12 protein-coding genes and 1 pseudogene are annotated in these 15,080 nt (G+C 44.8%); 12 read left to right on the top strand and 1 reads right to left on the bottom strand.

Going from position 1 to position 15,080, the window contains the following annotated elements; all coding sequences use genetic code 11:
• Positions 1-35: 35 nt before the first annotated feature.
• The 6 genes from essC (at position 36) to MY9_RS15955 (ending at position 10,154) form a co-directional block, all read left to right on the top strand.
• Entirely contained in the window at positions 36-4,523 is a 4,488-nt protein-coding gene (gene essC, locus MY9_RS15980; RefSeq protein ID WP_041521414.1) for a type VII secretion protein EssC, read from the top strand.
• Positions 4,520-7,732, top strand: coding sequence for a type VII secretion protein EsaA (esaA, locus tag MY9_RS15975; RefSeq protein WP_014665207.1), 3,213 nt, complete (start codon positions 4,520-4,522; stop codon positions 7,730-7,732). The genes essC and esaA overlap by 4 nt, the downstream gene beginning before the upstream one ends.
• A gap of 31 nt (positions 7,733-7,763) precedes the next feature.
• Entirely contained in the window at positions 7,764-8,219 is a 456-nt protein-coding gene (gene essA / locus MY9_RS15970) for a type VII secretion protein EssA (RefSeq protein ID WP_081483685.1), read from the top strand.
• A 61-nt stretch (positions 8,220-8,280) separates the two neighbouring features.
• Positions 8,281-9,012: a (S)-benzoin forming benzil reductase gene (locus MY9_RS15965; protein ID WP_014665205.1), complete on the top strand. Its 732-nt coding sequence runs from the start codon at positions 8,281-8,283 to the stop codon at positions 9,010-9,012.
• A gap of 197 nt (positions 9,013-9,209) precedes the next feature.
• Positions 9,210-9,740, top strand: a complete 531-nt coding sequence (locus MY9_RS15960; RefSeq protein WP_003244444.1) for an HD domain-containing protein — start codon at positions 9,210-9,212, stop codon at positions 9,738-9,740.
• A 177-nt stretch (positions 9,741-9,917) separates the two neighbouring features.
• Positions 9,918-10,154: a YuzF family protein gene (locus tag MY9_RS15955; RefSeq protein WP_014665203.1), complete on the top strand. Its 237-nt coding sequence runs from the start codon at positions 9,918-9,920 to the stop codon at positions 10,152-10,154.
• Positions 10,155-10,198: 44 nt separating this feature from the next.
• Here the strand turns inward: MY9_RS15955 and MY9_RS15950 are convergent.
• Positions 10,199-10,589 (bottom strand): annotated as a pseudogene (locus tag MY9_RS15950) (DUF2283 domain-containing protein).
• 114 nt (positions 10,590-10,703) lie between these two features.
• Between MY9_RS15950 and MY9_RS15945 the strand changes: the two are divergent.
• The 6 genes from MY9_RS15945 (at position 10,704) to MY9_RS15920 (ending at position 15,021) form a co-directional block, all read left to right on the top strand.
• Positions 10,704-11,813 (top strand): AI-2E family transporter, encoded by a 1,110-nt coding sequence (locus tag MY9_RS15945; protein WP_014665200.1) that lies wholly within the window; start codon positions 10,704-10,706, stop codon positions 11,811-11,813.
• 59 nt (positions 11,814-11,872) lie between these two features.
• A complete protein-coding gene (locus MY9_RS15940) occupies positions 11,873-12,094 on the top strand; it encodes a spore germination protein (protein WP_014665199.1) in 222 nt (73 codons plus the stop codon).
• A 72-nt stretch (positions 12,095-12,166) separates the two neighbouring features.
• Positions 12,167-12,415 carry a YueH family protein gene (locus MY9_RS15935; protein ID WP_014665198.1) on the top strand — a complete coding sequence of 83 codons (249 nt, stop codon included), beginning with the start codon at positions 12,167-12,169 and terminating at the stop codon, positions 12,413-12,415.
• A gap of 71 nt (positions 12,416-12,486) precedes the next feature.
• Positions 12,487-12,885 (top strand): YueI family protein, encoded by a 399-nt coding sequence (locus MY9_RS15930; protein ID WP_040081965.1) that lies wholly within the window; start codon positions 12,487-12,489, stop codon positions 12,883-12,885.
• A 96-nt stretch (positions 12,886-12,981) separates the two neighbouring features.
• The gene (locus tag MY9_RS15925; protein WP_014665196.1) at positions 12,982-13,533 is read left to right on the top strand and encodes a cysteine hydrolase family protein; all 552 of its coding nucleotides are present in this window, start codon (positions 12,982-12,984) and stop codon (positions 13,531-13,533) included.
• A gap of 15 nt (positions 13,534-13,548) precedes the next feature.
• Entirely contained in the window at positions 13,549-15,021 is a 1,473-nt protein-coding gene (locus MY9_RS15920; RefSeq protein ID WP_014665195.1) for a nicotinate phosphoribosyltransferase, read from the top strand.
• Positions 15,022-15,080: the final 59 nt, after the last annotated feature.

Raw genomic sequence — 15,080 nt, 5'->3', positions numbered from 1 at the left:
GCATGTTGCTATTCGGCCGTTAGGGGGTTCGCCATTTGAGTCTATTATGGGTTTTTTACCAAAATAACGTTCAAAAATTAAATCTGTCTAACCTCCCGTCGTCTCATCCGGTGACCATTGGGCCTGATGTGAAAGATTCCGTTACGATCAGCGCCATTCCATTTAATAGCGGAGTCATTTCTCTTCAAAGAAAGGAATCCGGCGGCCAATACGAAGTTTTCCTGGGAAATGATTGTCTCGGCACGATTGAGACGGATACATCATTTACTCTCCAAACGGATCAGCAGGATATACGCTTGATATTGTTGGGCAGTGAACCTGAGAAATCTGTTTATTTTACGGGAAACCGGGATGAAATTGTATGCTCCTCGGAAAAAACGAATGCAGATATTTATCTGAATCCGCAAGATTTTGCATTTGCAGAACAAAGCACGTTTTCTTTGCTTCGTGCCGGCGGCAACTGGTCGGTTCGCCCTGAAAGCGGAACGATCTTCTTGAACGGAGAGAAGATCAACGCCAATACGCCACTCAAGCCGGGGGATGAAATCTTCTGGAACTTCACGCAAATGAGTGTGATGGAACAAGACCTTTTAGAAATCGTTCATTTTGCCCAGTTTGAAACAGCGTTAACAGAAACAGTCAAACCGAGTACAGAGATGCAGAAAAAATATCCACAGTACAGAAGAACACCGCGGATGGTGTACGATCTGCCGGATGACCGCGTTTCCTTTAGTTTTCCCTCTCAGGAGAGCGATCAAACCAACAGAGGGCTGTGGCTCGTCATCCTGCCTCCGCTTGTGATGCTGATCGTGATGGGCGTAGTCGCCATCATCCAGCCGCGCGGCATATTTATACTTGTTTCTTTGGCGATGTTTATGATGACTCTCATTACCTCGACAGTGCAATATTTCCGGGATAAGAATCAGCGGAAAAAACGCGAGGAAAAACGGGAGCGTGTATATAAGCTTTACTTAGACAATAAACGGAAAGAGCTTCAGGCACTTGCTGAGAAGCAAAAGCAGGTTCTTGAATTTCACTTTCCTTCATTTGAAAAAATGAAATACTTAACAAGTGAAATCAGTGACCGAATCTGGGAAAAATCACTTGAAAGCAAGGATTATCTTCAGCTGCGGCTTGGGACGGGAACAGTCCCCTCGAGTTATGAAATCAATATGAGCGGCGGAGACTTGGCGAATCGTGATATCGATGACCTCATGGAGAAGTCGCAGCACATGCAGCGTGTCTATAAGGACATCCGCAATGCGCCGGTGACGGTCGATTTGGCGGAAGGTCCGATGGGGCTTGTCGGTAAATCCCAAATTGTGAAAAATGAGATTCACCAGCTGATCGGACAGCTGTCGTTCTTTAACAGCTATCACGATTTGCGTTTCGTTTTTATTTTTCATGAAGAAGAGTATAAAGACTGGGAGTGGATGAAGTGGCTTCCGCAATTTCAAATGCCCCATATTTATGCAAAAGGATTTATTTATAATGAGCAAACGCGAGATCAGCTTCTGTCTTCGCTTTACGAATTGATCAGAGAGCGCGATCTCGAAGATGACAAAGAAAAACTGCAGTTCAAACCGCATTTTGTATTTGTTATCACGAATCAGCAGCTGATCTCTGAGCATGTCATTCTCGAATATTTAGAAGGACAGCATGAGCATCTGGGCATCTCGACAATTGTCGCTGCGGAAACAAAGGAGAGCCTGTCGGAAAACATTACAACCCTTGTCCGCTACATCAATGAGCATGAAGGCGACATTTTAATTCAAAAGAAAAAAGCGGTAAGAATCCCGTTCCGTCTCGATCATCATCAGCGTGAGGACAACGAACGGTTCTCACGCACGCTGAGGACACTGAACCACCAGGTCGGCATCACGAATTCCATTCCGGAAACGGTATCGTTCTTGGAGCTTTTTCATGCGAAGGAAGTAAAAGAAATCGGCATTCAGCAAAGATGGCTGACGAGCGAATCGTCGAAGTCGCTGTCAGTGCCGATCGGCTATAAAGGGAAAGATGACATTGTGTATCTGAACCTTCACGAAAAAGCACACGGTCCGCACGGCTTGCTTGCCGGGACAACGGGATCGGGGAAAAGTGAATTTCTCCAGACCTACATTCTGTCACTTGCAGTGCATTTTCATCCGCACGAAGCGGCTTTCTTATTAATTGACTATAAGGGCGGAGGAATGGCGCAGCCGTTCCGCAACATTCCCCACCTCCTCGGCACGATCACTAATATTGAAGGAAGCAAAAACTTCAGTATGCGTGCGCTTGCTTCCATTAAAAGCGAGCTGAAAAAAAGGCAGCGTCTGTTTGACCAATATCAAGTCAATCACATCAATGACTATACAAAGCTGTACAAGCAGGGGAAAGCAGAAGTGGCGATGCCTCACTTGTTCTTAATCTCTGATGAGTTTGCCGAGCTGAAAAGCGAGGAGCCAGATTTTATCAGGGAGCTTGTCAGCGCCGCACGTATCGGGCGAAGCCTCGGCGTTCACTTGATTTTGGCGACACAGAAGCCAGGCGGCATCATCGACGACCAGATCTGGAGTAACTCGCGCTTTAAAGTAGCGCTCAAGGTCCAGGATGCCACCGACAGTAAAGAAATTTTGAAAAACAGCGATGCTGCAAACATTACCGTAACAGGCCGCGGATATTTGCAGGTCGGAAACAATGAAGTCTATGAGCTGTTCCAATCTGCATGGAGCGGGGCGCCTTACTTAGAGGAAGTCTACGGAACAGAGGATGAAATCGCGATCGTCACAGATACGGGTCTGATTCCGCTTTCTGAGGTTGATACCGAAGATATTGCGAAAAAAGACGTTCATACTGAAATTGAAGCTGTCGTTGACGAAATTGAACGCATCCAAGATGAAATGGGAATCGAGAAGCTGCCAAGCCCTTGGCTGCCGCCGCTTGCGGAACGTATTCCGCGCACTCTTTTCCCTTCAGACGAAAAAGACCATTTCCACTTTGCATATGTCGATGAACCTGATTTGCAAAGACAGGCGCCGATTGCTTATAAGATGATGGAAGACGGAAATATCGGCATATTCGGCTCTTCGGGCTACGGAAAATCAATTGCAGCCGCGACGTTCCTGATGAGCTTTGCGGACGTGTACACACCTGAAGAGCTTCATGTCTATATCTTTGATTTCGGTAACGGAACGCTTCTGCCATTAGCGAAGCTCCCGCATACCGCGGATTACTTCCTGATGGACCAGTCAAGAAAAATTGAAAAGTTCATGATTCGAATCAAAGAAGAAATTGACCGACGTAAACGTCTGTTCAGGGAAAAAGAAATCAGCCACATCAAAATGTACAATGCACTTAGCGAAGAAGAGCTTCCATTCATTTTCATCACCATTGACAACTTTGACATCGTCAAGGATGAGATGCATGAGCTTGAATCGGAATTTGTCCAGCTTTCCAGAGACGGACAGAGCTTAGGGATCTACTTCATGCTGACGGCAACGCGTGTTAATGCTGTCCGCCAGTCATTGTTAAATAACTTGAAAACAAAGGTTGTCCATTATCTCATGGATCAATCTGAGGGATATTCCATTTATGGCCGTCCGAAGTTCAATCTTGAGCCGATCCCGGGGCGCGTCATCATTCAAAAAGAAGAGCTTTATTTCGCGCAAATGTTCCTGCCTGTTGACGCTGATGATGATATCGGCATGTTCAATGGGCTGAAATCAGACGTTCAGAAACTTCAAGAGCGCTTTGCTTCAATGGAGCAGCCGGCACCGATTCCGATGCTGCCTGAGAGCTTGTCGACGAGAGAATTTTCTCTCCGCTTCAAGCTGGAACGCAAGCCTTTATCTGTACCGATCGGGCTTCATGAAGAAACAGTCAGCCCAGTCTATTTTGATTTGGGCAAGCATAAGCACTGCCTGATTTTAGGCCAGACTCAGCGCGGGAAAACAAACGTCCTAAAAGTCATGCTTGAACATCTGATTGATGATGAGACCGAAATGATCGGCCTGTTTGACTCGATTGACCGCGGCTTATCTCATTATGCGAAGGAATCAGATGTTTCATATTTGGAAACGAAAGAAGATATTGAGCAGTGGATTGAAACAGCAGAAGACATATTCAAAACAAGAGAAGCCATGTATGTAGAAGCCGTCCGCCAAGGAGACGCGCACAATCTGCGATTCTCACAAGTGGTGCTGATGATTGACGGGATTACGAGATTCCAGCAGACGATTGATACAAGATTACAAGACCGTCTCGCTAACTTCATGAAATCATACGCGCATCTTGGCTTCAGCTTTATCCCGGGCGGTAACCACAGCGAATTCTCAAAAGGCTATGACTCCTTGACGACAGAGATGAAGCAAATCCGCCACGCGATTCTGCTGATGAAAAAATCTGAGCAAAATGTCATTCCTCTCCCGTACCAAAGACAGGAGCCTGAGATTCAGCCGGGCTTCGGATATGTTGTGGAAAACGGGAAGGAGCAAAAAGTTCAAATTCCTTTATGTTCTGCTGAAAGGGAGAGTGCTAGATGACAGAACAACGAAAAAGCTTGATCAAGTTAATATCCGCCGTCATCATCATTTTGCTGCTGCCGGTTTTGTTTTTCCGATTTATCGGAGACGATCCGACGAAAAAAGCAGTCAATTCCACCCGGCAAATCGCGGTGGTGAATGAAGACACTGGCGTATTGAGTGATGAGGTAAAGTCTGATGAAGAGGACAAATCCGCCCAGTTCGGCAAGGAAGTAGCGGCTGTTCTGGGTGAACGGCCTGATTATTCGTGGACGGTCGTAAACCGAAGCGCGGCTGAGACCGGTCTCGCTTCAAAGAAATACGATGCGATCGTCTATATTCCCTCAGACTTCTCAAAAAACATTTTGAGCTATGACAAAGACCATCCACAAAAAGCAACGCTGGAATTCAGCATTCAAGATAATCTGAATGCGGTCAACAAAGAAAAAGTTCAGCGTGAGCTTGAGGATGCCCAAAAGACAATGAACAAAAAAATGTCGGCCTTATACTGGAACTTTGTGTCGCAAAAAGTGGACAACATCAGAGGAGAATTTGACAAAATCGTCAATAAAGAATCTGAATTCCAGAATGTCATGTACAACTTTTACAAACCAAGCTCTAATGATTTAGCAGGTGAAATCAAACAGCAAAAAGACTTAATCGATGAGCTGAAGAAATCAATGAATGAAGCGCAAGGCACGACAAAAGAAAAAGCTTCTACAGCGGAGGAAGCAAAAAACACGCTGAAAGAATTCATTGATACAGTTGAAAGATACAAAGAATATCAAGAGAATCAGAAAAAGCTGCTTTTGGCAGCCCAGGATTCAACACAGCAGCAAATCCGGACAGGCCTGGACGCCATCCAAGCTCAGCAAAAGGCGAATCAGTTCAGCGAACGCATGAGCGGATTGGCAACTGGGATCAGCCAAGCGAAGACACAGCTCGGACAAACCAGCAATGTGCTGGCAAACGCCCAGCAAATCAGGGAGGGCCAAGTGCCTCAGCAGGAACTTGGCATGGCGAAGATCCAAAGTGATTTAATCGATCAATATCAGGCCGCATCAAGACAGGCAGCACTAAATCAGGTTTATAAACTTTTAATTGAAACACGTGATTATCTAACTGATGAGCCACCCCCAGATAATTCATCTGATGGGGATAACCAAGATAACCAAAACGATAAAGACCCGAAAGAAGAAGATCCTGAAGAACTCAAAATAGATCTTGAAAAACAGCGTGAAGAACTGAAAACCATCGCTGCAGATATTCAGGATATTTCAGATAATCTAAAGGAGCCTGAAAAAGAGGACCCTACTCCAGAGCCGGATACAAACTCCGGAAATAATGATGGAGACGGGACGATTCCAAATGATCAAAATGGTAATTCTGGAGAAGACAATAACAGCAGTGATACCGGAAATGACGGACAAATGGACGGCGGTACTCAGGATCAAGACCAGCAGCAGGGAACAGACGGTCAGAGGCAGAAAGGTGATGCCTCTAATGGCGAGTCGAACAGCGGACAAACAGAAAGGGGTACTGGTGAACAGACCGCTTCATCTGACTCAGCTCTTCAATTGATCCGGTTGACAAATGAAGACGGAACCGGAGATTCAGGAGACGACGGCGGCACGACTCAGCCTGGAGATGAAGGTCAAACCGGAAATGATGGGGTTTCGGATATTGCAAAAGCAAAAGAACAGCTCAGCAAAGCGTCTGAGCGAATCAAACAGATCGAAGAAGAGCTAAAAGAAAAAGAAACGGCTCATAATGAAGAGCTGAAAAAGAAATTAGAAGAACTAAAAGAGCAAATGGATGATCTTAATGATGAAATAGATGATCTCAAAGACCAAGTGAAAACGCTCGAAGATAAACTTGAAAAGCTTGAAGCGAAACGCAAGCAAGAACTTGAAGGTATTTATAGAGATATGTATAATGCCATTCAAGAACTTGAAAATAAAGCTCAGCTACCATTTACCGAAGCAATCTATATAAATAAAGAAAATATAAATGCAACAATGAGATATTATAAATATCTATCTGTATATGATTCAATATTATCCGGCACGATAGACAGCGCTGCGAAAACCAATGCTATTGAAGGCCAACAAGGTAAAGTCAATTCCGTACTGGCTCTCACACCTGAAGAATCAGCCAGCTGGGAAGCTCTCAAAAACAACACGATGCAAACTGATGAAGACATCAACAGCTTCATCGACGGAATGACCAAATTTGCGGACGACTACAGCGGCTATATCCGCGACTCTCAAGCAGGTGTTCTCGACGAACTAACGAACATCTCTGAAAGTGCCGCAAAAGCGACAGAACAGCTGGTAACGGGCGCAACGCAGGAATCTGCGACGTTCAGCAACGATGGACTGTCTGGCACAATGGCACTGAATGTCCAAGATACGGTCGGTCAGGAAGTGCTGCAAATGTCAGACATGATGGGTTCATTGTCTGATCGCCAGTCAGGCATCATTGATTACACAACCAATATGCAGCAAAGCGTCAATGATGTTCAAGCAAAAGCCGACACCTTAAACAACAACTGGGGGAAAAATGTCGCCTCCACGAAACTCGTGCGCAATGACGTATACGGCATACTCGGAAATACATTAGTAGACGGGCAAAACAATGGCTATGTGTATGATTACTTGGCGAATCCGCTTAAAATCAGCGGAGAGGTTCCGGAAGAGAAAACTCAGACGGTACCGCCGGTTGTCATCCTTGTCATTGTGTTGATCAGCAGTCTGTTAATCGGCTATTTTAGCTCGTATTACCAAAACGCGCCGCTTCTCGTCAAAGGAGCGCTATTCGGAATTCTGAATATCCTTGTCGGACTCATGATCAGCTTGTTCGGTTTGAATATTTATTCACTGCCGGACGATCAGACGATTAAGTGGTCAGTGTTTACGATTCTATTGCTGGTCGCAAGTTCTGCCTTCATCCGGACGGCGTTCAGATTCGGATCGATCCCTGGATGGGTTGCTTCAGCGGCAATGATTCTATTCTATGTTGCACCGCTTATTGATTTGATCATGCCGAACTTTACATTTGAAGATCCGGTTTCGAAAGTATATATCGACATCCAGTACGGTACTGGGCACTTGTTTACAATGGGAATAACAGTTCTGCTAATCATTACGGTGATTGCCGCGGCTCTGCCGCTGATTATCCGGCTGATGGCTGAACACACAGCAGAAAGCGATGAAACGTATGAAGCGTAATCGCAGCATGGAAAAGGGGATCATGATTTGTATGCTCTCCTTTTCCCTTTTCATACCCTCTGCCGCCGCTGCCCAAACCGAAGAAAATACAGATGTCGCGCCAAACCAGTATCAGAAAAAAGACATCGAAATTGATACGAATTATTTACATGAAGATACCTACTATGAAGAGAAAACAGAACTGCCTGAGGAACAGAAGGATATCACTTTTGATAAACCGAAGGACAAGGACGCCGAGCTGATAAAAGATTTGTTTACATCCACAAATGCCCAGGATTCCAACACGATTGCGGCCCAGTCCAAACAGCTTGGAATTACATTTGCTGAAAAGCCAATGACAAAGGCGTCATCAACGGAAACAGAGAATGAACAAGAAACATCATCATTGCTGCTGCCGATGATCTATGTCGTACTGATCCTGCTCGGAATTGCAGGTATCGTGTTCCTCATCCCAAAAGTCACAGATCAGGAAAACAAGAAAGCATAGCCGCGTGCTTGTGTTGTGTAAAAGCGGTGCCGTACAATAATAACGGAAAAGGAGGTTTCCAATGGAACTTTATATCATCACCGGAGCGTCAAAAGGGCTGGGTCAAGCCATTGCATCACAGGCTTTAGAGAAGGGTCATGAAGTCCATGCCTTATCCAGAACGAAAGCGGATGTGTCTCACGAAAAACTGACGCAGCATCAAATAGACCTCATCAATCTTGAAGAAGCTGAACAGCAATTTGAAACATTGCTCTCATCCATCGATCCAGATCGTTATTCTGGTATTACCCTGATCAATAACGCCGGAATGGTAACGCCGATCAAACGCGCCGGCGAAGCGTCTCTTGACGAGCTTCAGCGGCATTATCAGCTGAACCTGACTGCCCCTGTGCTTTTGAGTCAGCTGTTTACAAAACGGTTTGCTTCATACAGCGGCAAAAAGACGGTTGTCAACATTACATCAGGAGCCGCCAAAAATCCATATAAGGGATGGAGCGCGTATTGCAGTTCAAAAGCCGGGCTCGACATGTTTACGAGAACATTCGGATTTGAACAGGAGGATGAAGAGCTGCCAGTGCACATGATTTCGTTTTCACCAGGTGTGATGGACACTGAAATGCAGGCCGTCATCCGTTCTTCATCGAAAAAGGATTTCCACCACATTGAACGATTCCGGAAATTAAATGAAACAGGAAGCCTTCGCAGTCCGGACTTTATTGCCGGCACGCTGCTTTCTTTATTAGAAAAAGGGACGGAAAACGGAAGAATTTATGATATGAAAGAGTTTTTGTAGAGCAGATATTTTCTGCTCTTTTTTTTATAAAAAAAGGCTGCAGCCAGAGCATTTATTGAACAGCGGCATATACTGACTGAAACGCTGCTTTTAGGGTATAACAATGATGATAAGAAGATCAAAATGATGTGACATAAGAATTGAGTTTCTCTGCAAATTATGTTAGGATTCTAAAAATATCTAAAGGAGGGGTTTCCATGAGAAAGGTTACATTAATGGATGTTTTCACCCATCCAATTGCACAAAAATATCTTCAGCGTTCCGGCGTGGCACATGCGATTGCCTGCGCTTATCATGCATACAGGCTGTCTGTGAAGGCTGACATCAATCCTGATTTAGCAGCAAAAGCAGCACTGCTTCATGACATCGGCCATTATGAATGGTATACAGACGGAAAGTGGGATTATGAGAAATACAAAAGAAATGACATCCATGCCATTAAAGGGGCAGAACGGGCGCATAAGCTTCTGATTCGGCTTGGCGAGGAACCGAAAGCGGCAAAAGAGATTGCCCTAGCCATTTTGCTTCATACAGATTCCTATTTGCCTGAAGGCGAATTAGATAAAAACACGTTGCAGCAGATTGTCAAAAAAGCGGACGAACTGGATGAAGAACCGGGTGGCCACCATCATTACCGCCAAATTGATCCTTCAACCGCACGAAAAAAAATAGAAAAGCTGGACCAATTAATCGACCAAGCCCAGGCATCCGTGATAAAGCCTGTATAAGTACGGAACAGCGGCCAGCTTTCTTCGCTGTCTCCGCTTCATCGACACTTCCTTTACACCCGCTTCCAAACGTATTCTCCTAAAATCTCCGCACCCCTTTGTTTTATCAGGGAAGCCTGTGTCATTATCCATAAGCGCGGCATAAGCTGAGATAAAACACACAAAGGGGATAAAAGTATGGTCAACCAAGGTAGTCCGCAACTGGTCTCTTTAGTCGATCCTTATGTCTATCAGACCATTAAAAAGCTCATCGGCTCAAGGTTCGTTATACAGACAGTAGGAGATACGGTCAGAGGCAGACTGATCGATGTAAAACCTGACCATATCACAATTGAGGGAGCTCGAAATTCTGTTTGTTTGATCAGAATCCAGCACATGATTTCCGTCACGCCAGATTACAGTGAGCGGGTCTAACAGTGCTTGCGCATGAAAAATAGGCGTACACCGGGAGGGACGTCCTATTTTTCAGTTAAGCGCTGTAAAAACGCACTGGGATACATTGTTCCATCAAGGTCAAAACCGGCAAATTCCTGATAGTCACCATCTAAAAAACAGAAAGTGCCGCCGTACACCGTATAGCAGGAACGGACTGAAGCATGCTGGCAGACCTGAAATTGATAACCGTCTGAATCTTTTACATACAGCCGGGATTTCCCGGCAAATGGGGCACAGAGGCGTGCTGCCTCACCAAAACATTCGAATCCGGCGATTTTGCCGTCTTGGCTGATATCCAGCAGGAGACAATCATTGACTCTGAGCTCCGCAGTCCGTACATTCCTGTTCTTTTTTCAAAGGAAGAACATAAATATAAGCCAGTTCTGAATCTGTATCGTATGTCACGGCCTTCATCACCAACACTCCTCTCATTATATTAAGAGTTCTGATATGAGTTCATTTTTGTTACAATGATGGGGTATAAGTTCTTTTATCTGACAGACAAAGAAAAACTAGGAGGAACAAAGCTTGTTGAAATCAAAAGTCCATTTTTGGACATTGCAGATTTTATTTGTTTTGCTGATTATTTATGTAGCGACAAAAGTTTCATTTGTATTTCAGCCGTTCATTGTTTTTATCTCGACATTGTTTTTCCCGATGCTGATTGCGGGAATTTTGTATTTCATATTTAATCCGGTCGTCCGCCTGCTTGAGAAAAAAATTCCGCGGACATTATCCATTCTATTGATCTATTTACTGTTTATCGGTTTGCTTGCCTTCGTTTCAGCGTCAGTCGGGCCTGTCATCACATCGCAGGTAACCGGGCTGTTCAACAACCTTCCTGATTACATAAAACAGATTCAGGCGCTGACAAAGGATTTGTCTCATTCCCAATGGTTTACCTGGATGATGAATCAGGATTATGTCTCAATATCAAAAATTGAACAGTCATTGACAAGCTTTCTCCAAAACCTGCCGCAAAATATCACGTCCAGTTTATCTGCGGTGTTTGGCGTCGTGACAAACATCACGCTTGTTATTATTACTGTTCCATTTATCCTTTTTTACATGCTGAAAGACGGACACCGCTTTCCGCATTTGGCGGTAAAAATTCTTCCGGCTTCTTATCGGACAGAAGGCTTAAAGATTTTTAAAGATTTATCAGATACGCTTGCGGCTTATTTCCAGGGACAGCTGTTAATCTGTCTATTTGTCGGGACAGCGTGCTTTATCGGCTATTTAATTGCCGGACTGCCGTATGCCCTGATTCTTGGGATTGTCATGGCGATTACCAATATCATTCCTTATGTCGGGCCTTTTCTCGGTGCCGCGCCGGCTGTTATTGTCGGTTTTATGGACTCGCCGGCTAAAGCGCTGTTTGCGATTATTGTGGTTGTCATCGTTCAGCAGCTGGACGGAAACCTGCTGTCCCCTCTTGTAATCGGAAAACGGCTGAATACGCATCCGCTTACGATTATTTTGCTGTTAATCGGTGCGGGAAGCTTCGGCGGAATTCTCGGCATGATTTTAGCGGTGCCGGTTTATGCGGTAGTGAAGGCGTTCTTCCTGAATATTGTCCGCTTGATCAAACTGCGCCAGCGGTCACGCCTCGAAGAAAACGCAAAGCCCGCTGAATAGGCGGGCACCATTTGCGGCTCTTTGCATATGATGCTGTAAATCAATGCGGAGGTGGGGAAATGCCTGCGATTGTGGGGCCGATTTATATCATGTCAGTTTCGGGTAATGCTGCGGCAAGCTTTGGAGACGTATTTGCGATTTCGCCTAAAAGCGTCGCTCACTCAGGGGCGGGGTCAGGCGCATTTCAGCTTGGTGATTTTGTGAAGATTAACAACCAAACGAGTAAAACTCTCTTCAAAGATGCCGATATCATTGATGAAACAGTTTCGTTTAACGGGTAACAGCCTTTTCATAAGAGGCTGTTGCTTTTTTATTGTATAATATGGGTAGTCTTTGAATAGAGAGGTCATGTTATGAAAATCAGAAAAGCAAATATCAATACGCAAACCGAAATGATCACGGACGTGTATCTGCATGAAAACAGAAAAGAACTGCGCACGCTTGTAGCGGTCCCGCAGCTGGAGTGGAGCACGATCATTTCCTATGAAGAAGATAAAGCAACTCTGCCTGAACGGCTGGAAGCTTCGTTGCGCCGGCATACAGAGGAAGCCCCTGCTGGTGAGCTGGCAAAAAAAATCATTCATTGGGTAACAGAAATGTAAACCGCGTTTGAAAGTTTAGCTCCTGCCTGATCAGGTGATAATGAAAACAAACAAGACGGGAGGACAGGCTTTTGAGTGAAGATAAAATGGATCTCTATTTGCAGCAAGGAATGTATGGGCCTTTGGAGACAAAGCCTGACGAGCGCCATTTGTTTTTAGGCTCTTTAAGAGAAAGAGTCGTTTTGGCATTGACGAAAGGACAAGTGCTTAGAAGCAAACCGTATAAAGAGGCGGAACAAGAGCTGAAAAACAGCAATAACGTCACCCTTTTGATTAATGGAGAGCTTCAGTACCAGTCTTATTCTCCTTATATCCAAATGGCGAATCGATACGGAGTGCCCTTCAAGATTGTATCTGATCTTCAGTTTCATACGCCTTTAGGCCTCGTCATTGCGGCTGACATCGCTGTGAATCGTGAATTGATATATATTCAGGACGACATTTATAATCGGTCAGTGCTGAAATCTTAAGAGACAAACGGGCCGTTTGTCTTTTTATTCATGGCAATTCACTTACAACTGGAGATAAGATATAATGTTCTCATACTGATGGCGGGGAGGCCGGCTATGAAAAAAGCACTTATTTGTATTGATTATACGAATGATTTTGTGGCGAGTGACGGAAAATTGACCTGCGGGGAGCCCGGCAGAATGATTGAAGAGGCGATCGTCAATTTAACCGAAGAATTCATCACAAACGGTGATTACGTCGTATTAGCAGTAGATTCTCATGATGAAGGGGATCAATATCACCCCGAAACCCGTCTTTTTCCTCCGCATAATATAAAAGGCACGGAAGGAAAAGATCTGTACGGAAAGCTTTTGCCTCTATATCAGAAACATGAACATAAACCGAATGTTTACTACATGGAAAAAACGAGATATTCTGCTTTTGCGGGAACTGATTTAGAGCTCAAACTCAGAGAGCGGCAGATTGGCGAACTGCATCTTGCCGGTGTCTGCACAGATATTTGTGTGTTACATACGGCCGTTGACGCATACAACAAAGGTTTTCAGATTGTTGTGCATCAACAGGCTGTTGCCAGCTTTAATCAGGAGGGGCACGCATGGGCTCTTTCCCATTTTGCAAATAGCATCGGAGCGCAAGTGGCAGAGTAAGGAAGGGGAAAAACAGTGTTAGAGTACGGATTTAAAGATGACAGCCTGTCATTGCATACAGACCTTTATCAGATCAATATGGCGGAAACGTACTGGAGAGACGGCATTCATGAAAAGAAAGCGATTTTTGAGCTGTTTTTCAGAAGGCTTCCGTTTGAAAATGGCTATGCCGTATTTGCGGGCTTGGAAAAAGCCATAGAGTATCTGGAAAATTTCAAGTTTACGGATAGCGATTTGAGTTATTTACAAGATGAACTGGGGTACCAAGAAGATTTTATCGAATATTTGCGCGGCTTGACTTTTACAGGTTCACTTTACTCCATGAAAGAAGGAGAGCTTGTTTTTAATAATGAGCCGATTATGAGGGTGGAGGCGCCCTTGGTTGAAGCGCAGCTGATTGAAACGGCTCTGCTCAACATTGTGAACTATCAAACATTAATCGCAACAAAGGCTGCCCGGATTAAAGGCGTCATCGGTGATGAAGTTGCGCTTGAATTTGGAACAAGGCGGGCACATGAAATGGATGCGGCCATGTGGGGGGCGAGAGCAGCCTTAATCGGCGGCTTTAGCGCGACAAGCAATGTAAGAGCCGGAAAGCGCTTTAATATCCCGGTTTCCGGCACACATGCGCATGCGCTTGTGCAGGCTTACCGCGATGAATATACAGCTTTCAAAAAATACGCGGAAACGCATAAGGATTGCGTCTTTTTAGTCGACACGTATGATACGCTTCGTTCAGGCATGCCGAATGCGATTAGGGTTGCCAAGGAATTTGGCGACCGCATTAATTTCATTGGCATCCGCCTGGACAGCGGCGATTTGGCGTACCTGTCAAAAAAAGCCCGTAAAATGCTTGATGAAGCAGGATTTACAGATGCGAAGGTGATTGCTTCAAGCGATTTGGATGAGCACACCATTATGAATTTAAAGGCTCAGGGAGCGCGCATTGATGTCTGGGGTGTCGGTACGAAGCTGATCACTGCCTATGACCAGCCGGCTCTCGGCGCAGTTTATAAACTCGTTGCCATTGAGGAAGACGGGAAAATGGTCGACACGATCAAAATTTCATCCAATCCTGAAAAAGTGACGACACCGGGCAGAAAGAAAGTCTACCGAATTATCAATCAGTCCAACCATCATTCTGAAGGCGATTATATCGCGCTTTATGATGAGCAGGTGAATGATCAGAAGCGGCTCAGAATGTTCCATCCGGTTCATACATTCATCAGCAAATTTGTCACGAATTTTTATGCGAAGGATCTTCATGAGCTGATTTTTGAAAAGGGTATTCTTTGCTACCAAAACCCTGAGATTTCAGACATACAGCAGTATGTGCAGGATAACCTCAGCCTGCTTTGGGAGGAATATAAAAGAATCAGCAAGCCGGAGGAATACCCGGTTGATTTAAGCGAGGACTGCTGGAGCAATAAAATGCAGCGGATTCACGAAGTAAAAAGCAGAATTGAAGAAGAGCTTGAGGAAGAATAAATAAAAACTGGCCTTTCGTTCGCGAAGGGCCAGTTTTTTTATGAATATATTATTTTTCA

The organism is Bacillus sp. JS (genome assembly GCF_000259365.1).
In the GTDB taxonomy this organism is placed as follows: Bacteria; Bacillota; Bacilli; order Bacillales; family Bacillaceae; genus Bacillus; species Bacillus stercoris.
Note: the sequence above shows the minus strand (reverse complement) of the source record. Positions and strands in the feature narration are given on the sequence as shown.

Excerpts from the sequence above, each read along its gene's own strand:
- esaA (WP_014665207.1), top strand. The coding sequence starts at position 4,520 with ATGACAGAACAACGAAAAAGCTTGATCAAGTTAATATCCGCCGTCATC.
- essA (WP_081483685.1), top strand. The coding sequence starts at position 7,764 with ATGCTCTCCTTTTCCCTTTTCATACCCTCTGCCGCCGCTGCCCAAACC.
- MY9_RS15965 (WP_014665205.1), top strand. The coding sequence starts at position 8,281 with ATGGAACTTTATATCATCACCGGAGCGTCAAAAGGGCTGGGTCAAGCC.
- MY9_RS15960 (WP_003244444.1), top strand. The coding sequence starts at position 9,210 with ATGAGAAAGGTTACATTAATGGATGTTTTCACCCATCCAATTGCACAA.
- MY9_RS15955 (WP_014665203.1), top strand. The coding sequence starts at position 9,918 with ATGGTCAACCAAGGTAGTCCGCAACTGGTCTCTTTAGTCGATCCTTAT.
- MY9_RS15940 (WP_014665199.1), top strand. The coding sequence starts at position 11,873 with ATGCCTGCGATTGTGGGGCCGATTTATATCATGTCAGTTTCGGGTAAT.
- MY9_RS15935 (WP_014665198.1), top strand. The coding sequence starts at position 12,167 with ATGAAAATCAGAAAAGCAAATATCAATACGCAAACCGAAATGATCACG.
- MY9_RS15925 (WP_014665196.1), top strand. The coding sequence starts at position 12,982 with ATGAAAAAAGCACTTATTTGTATTGATTATACGAATGATTTTGTGGCG.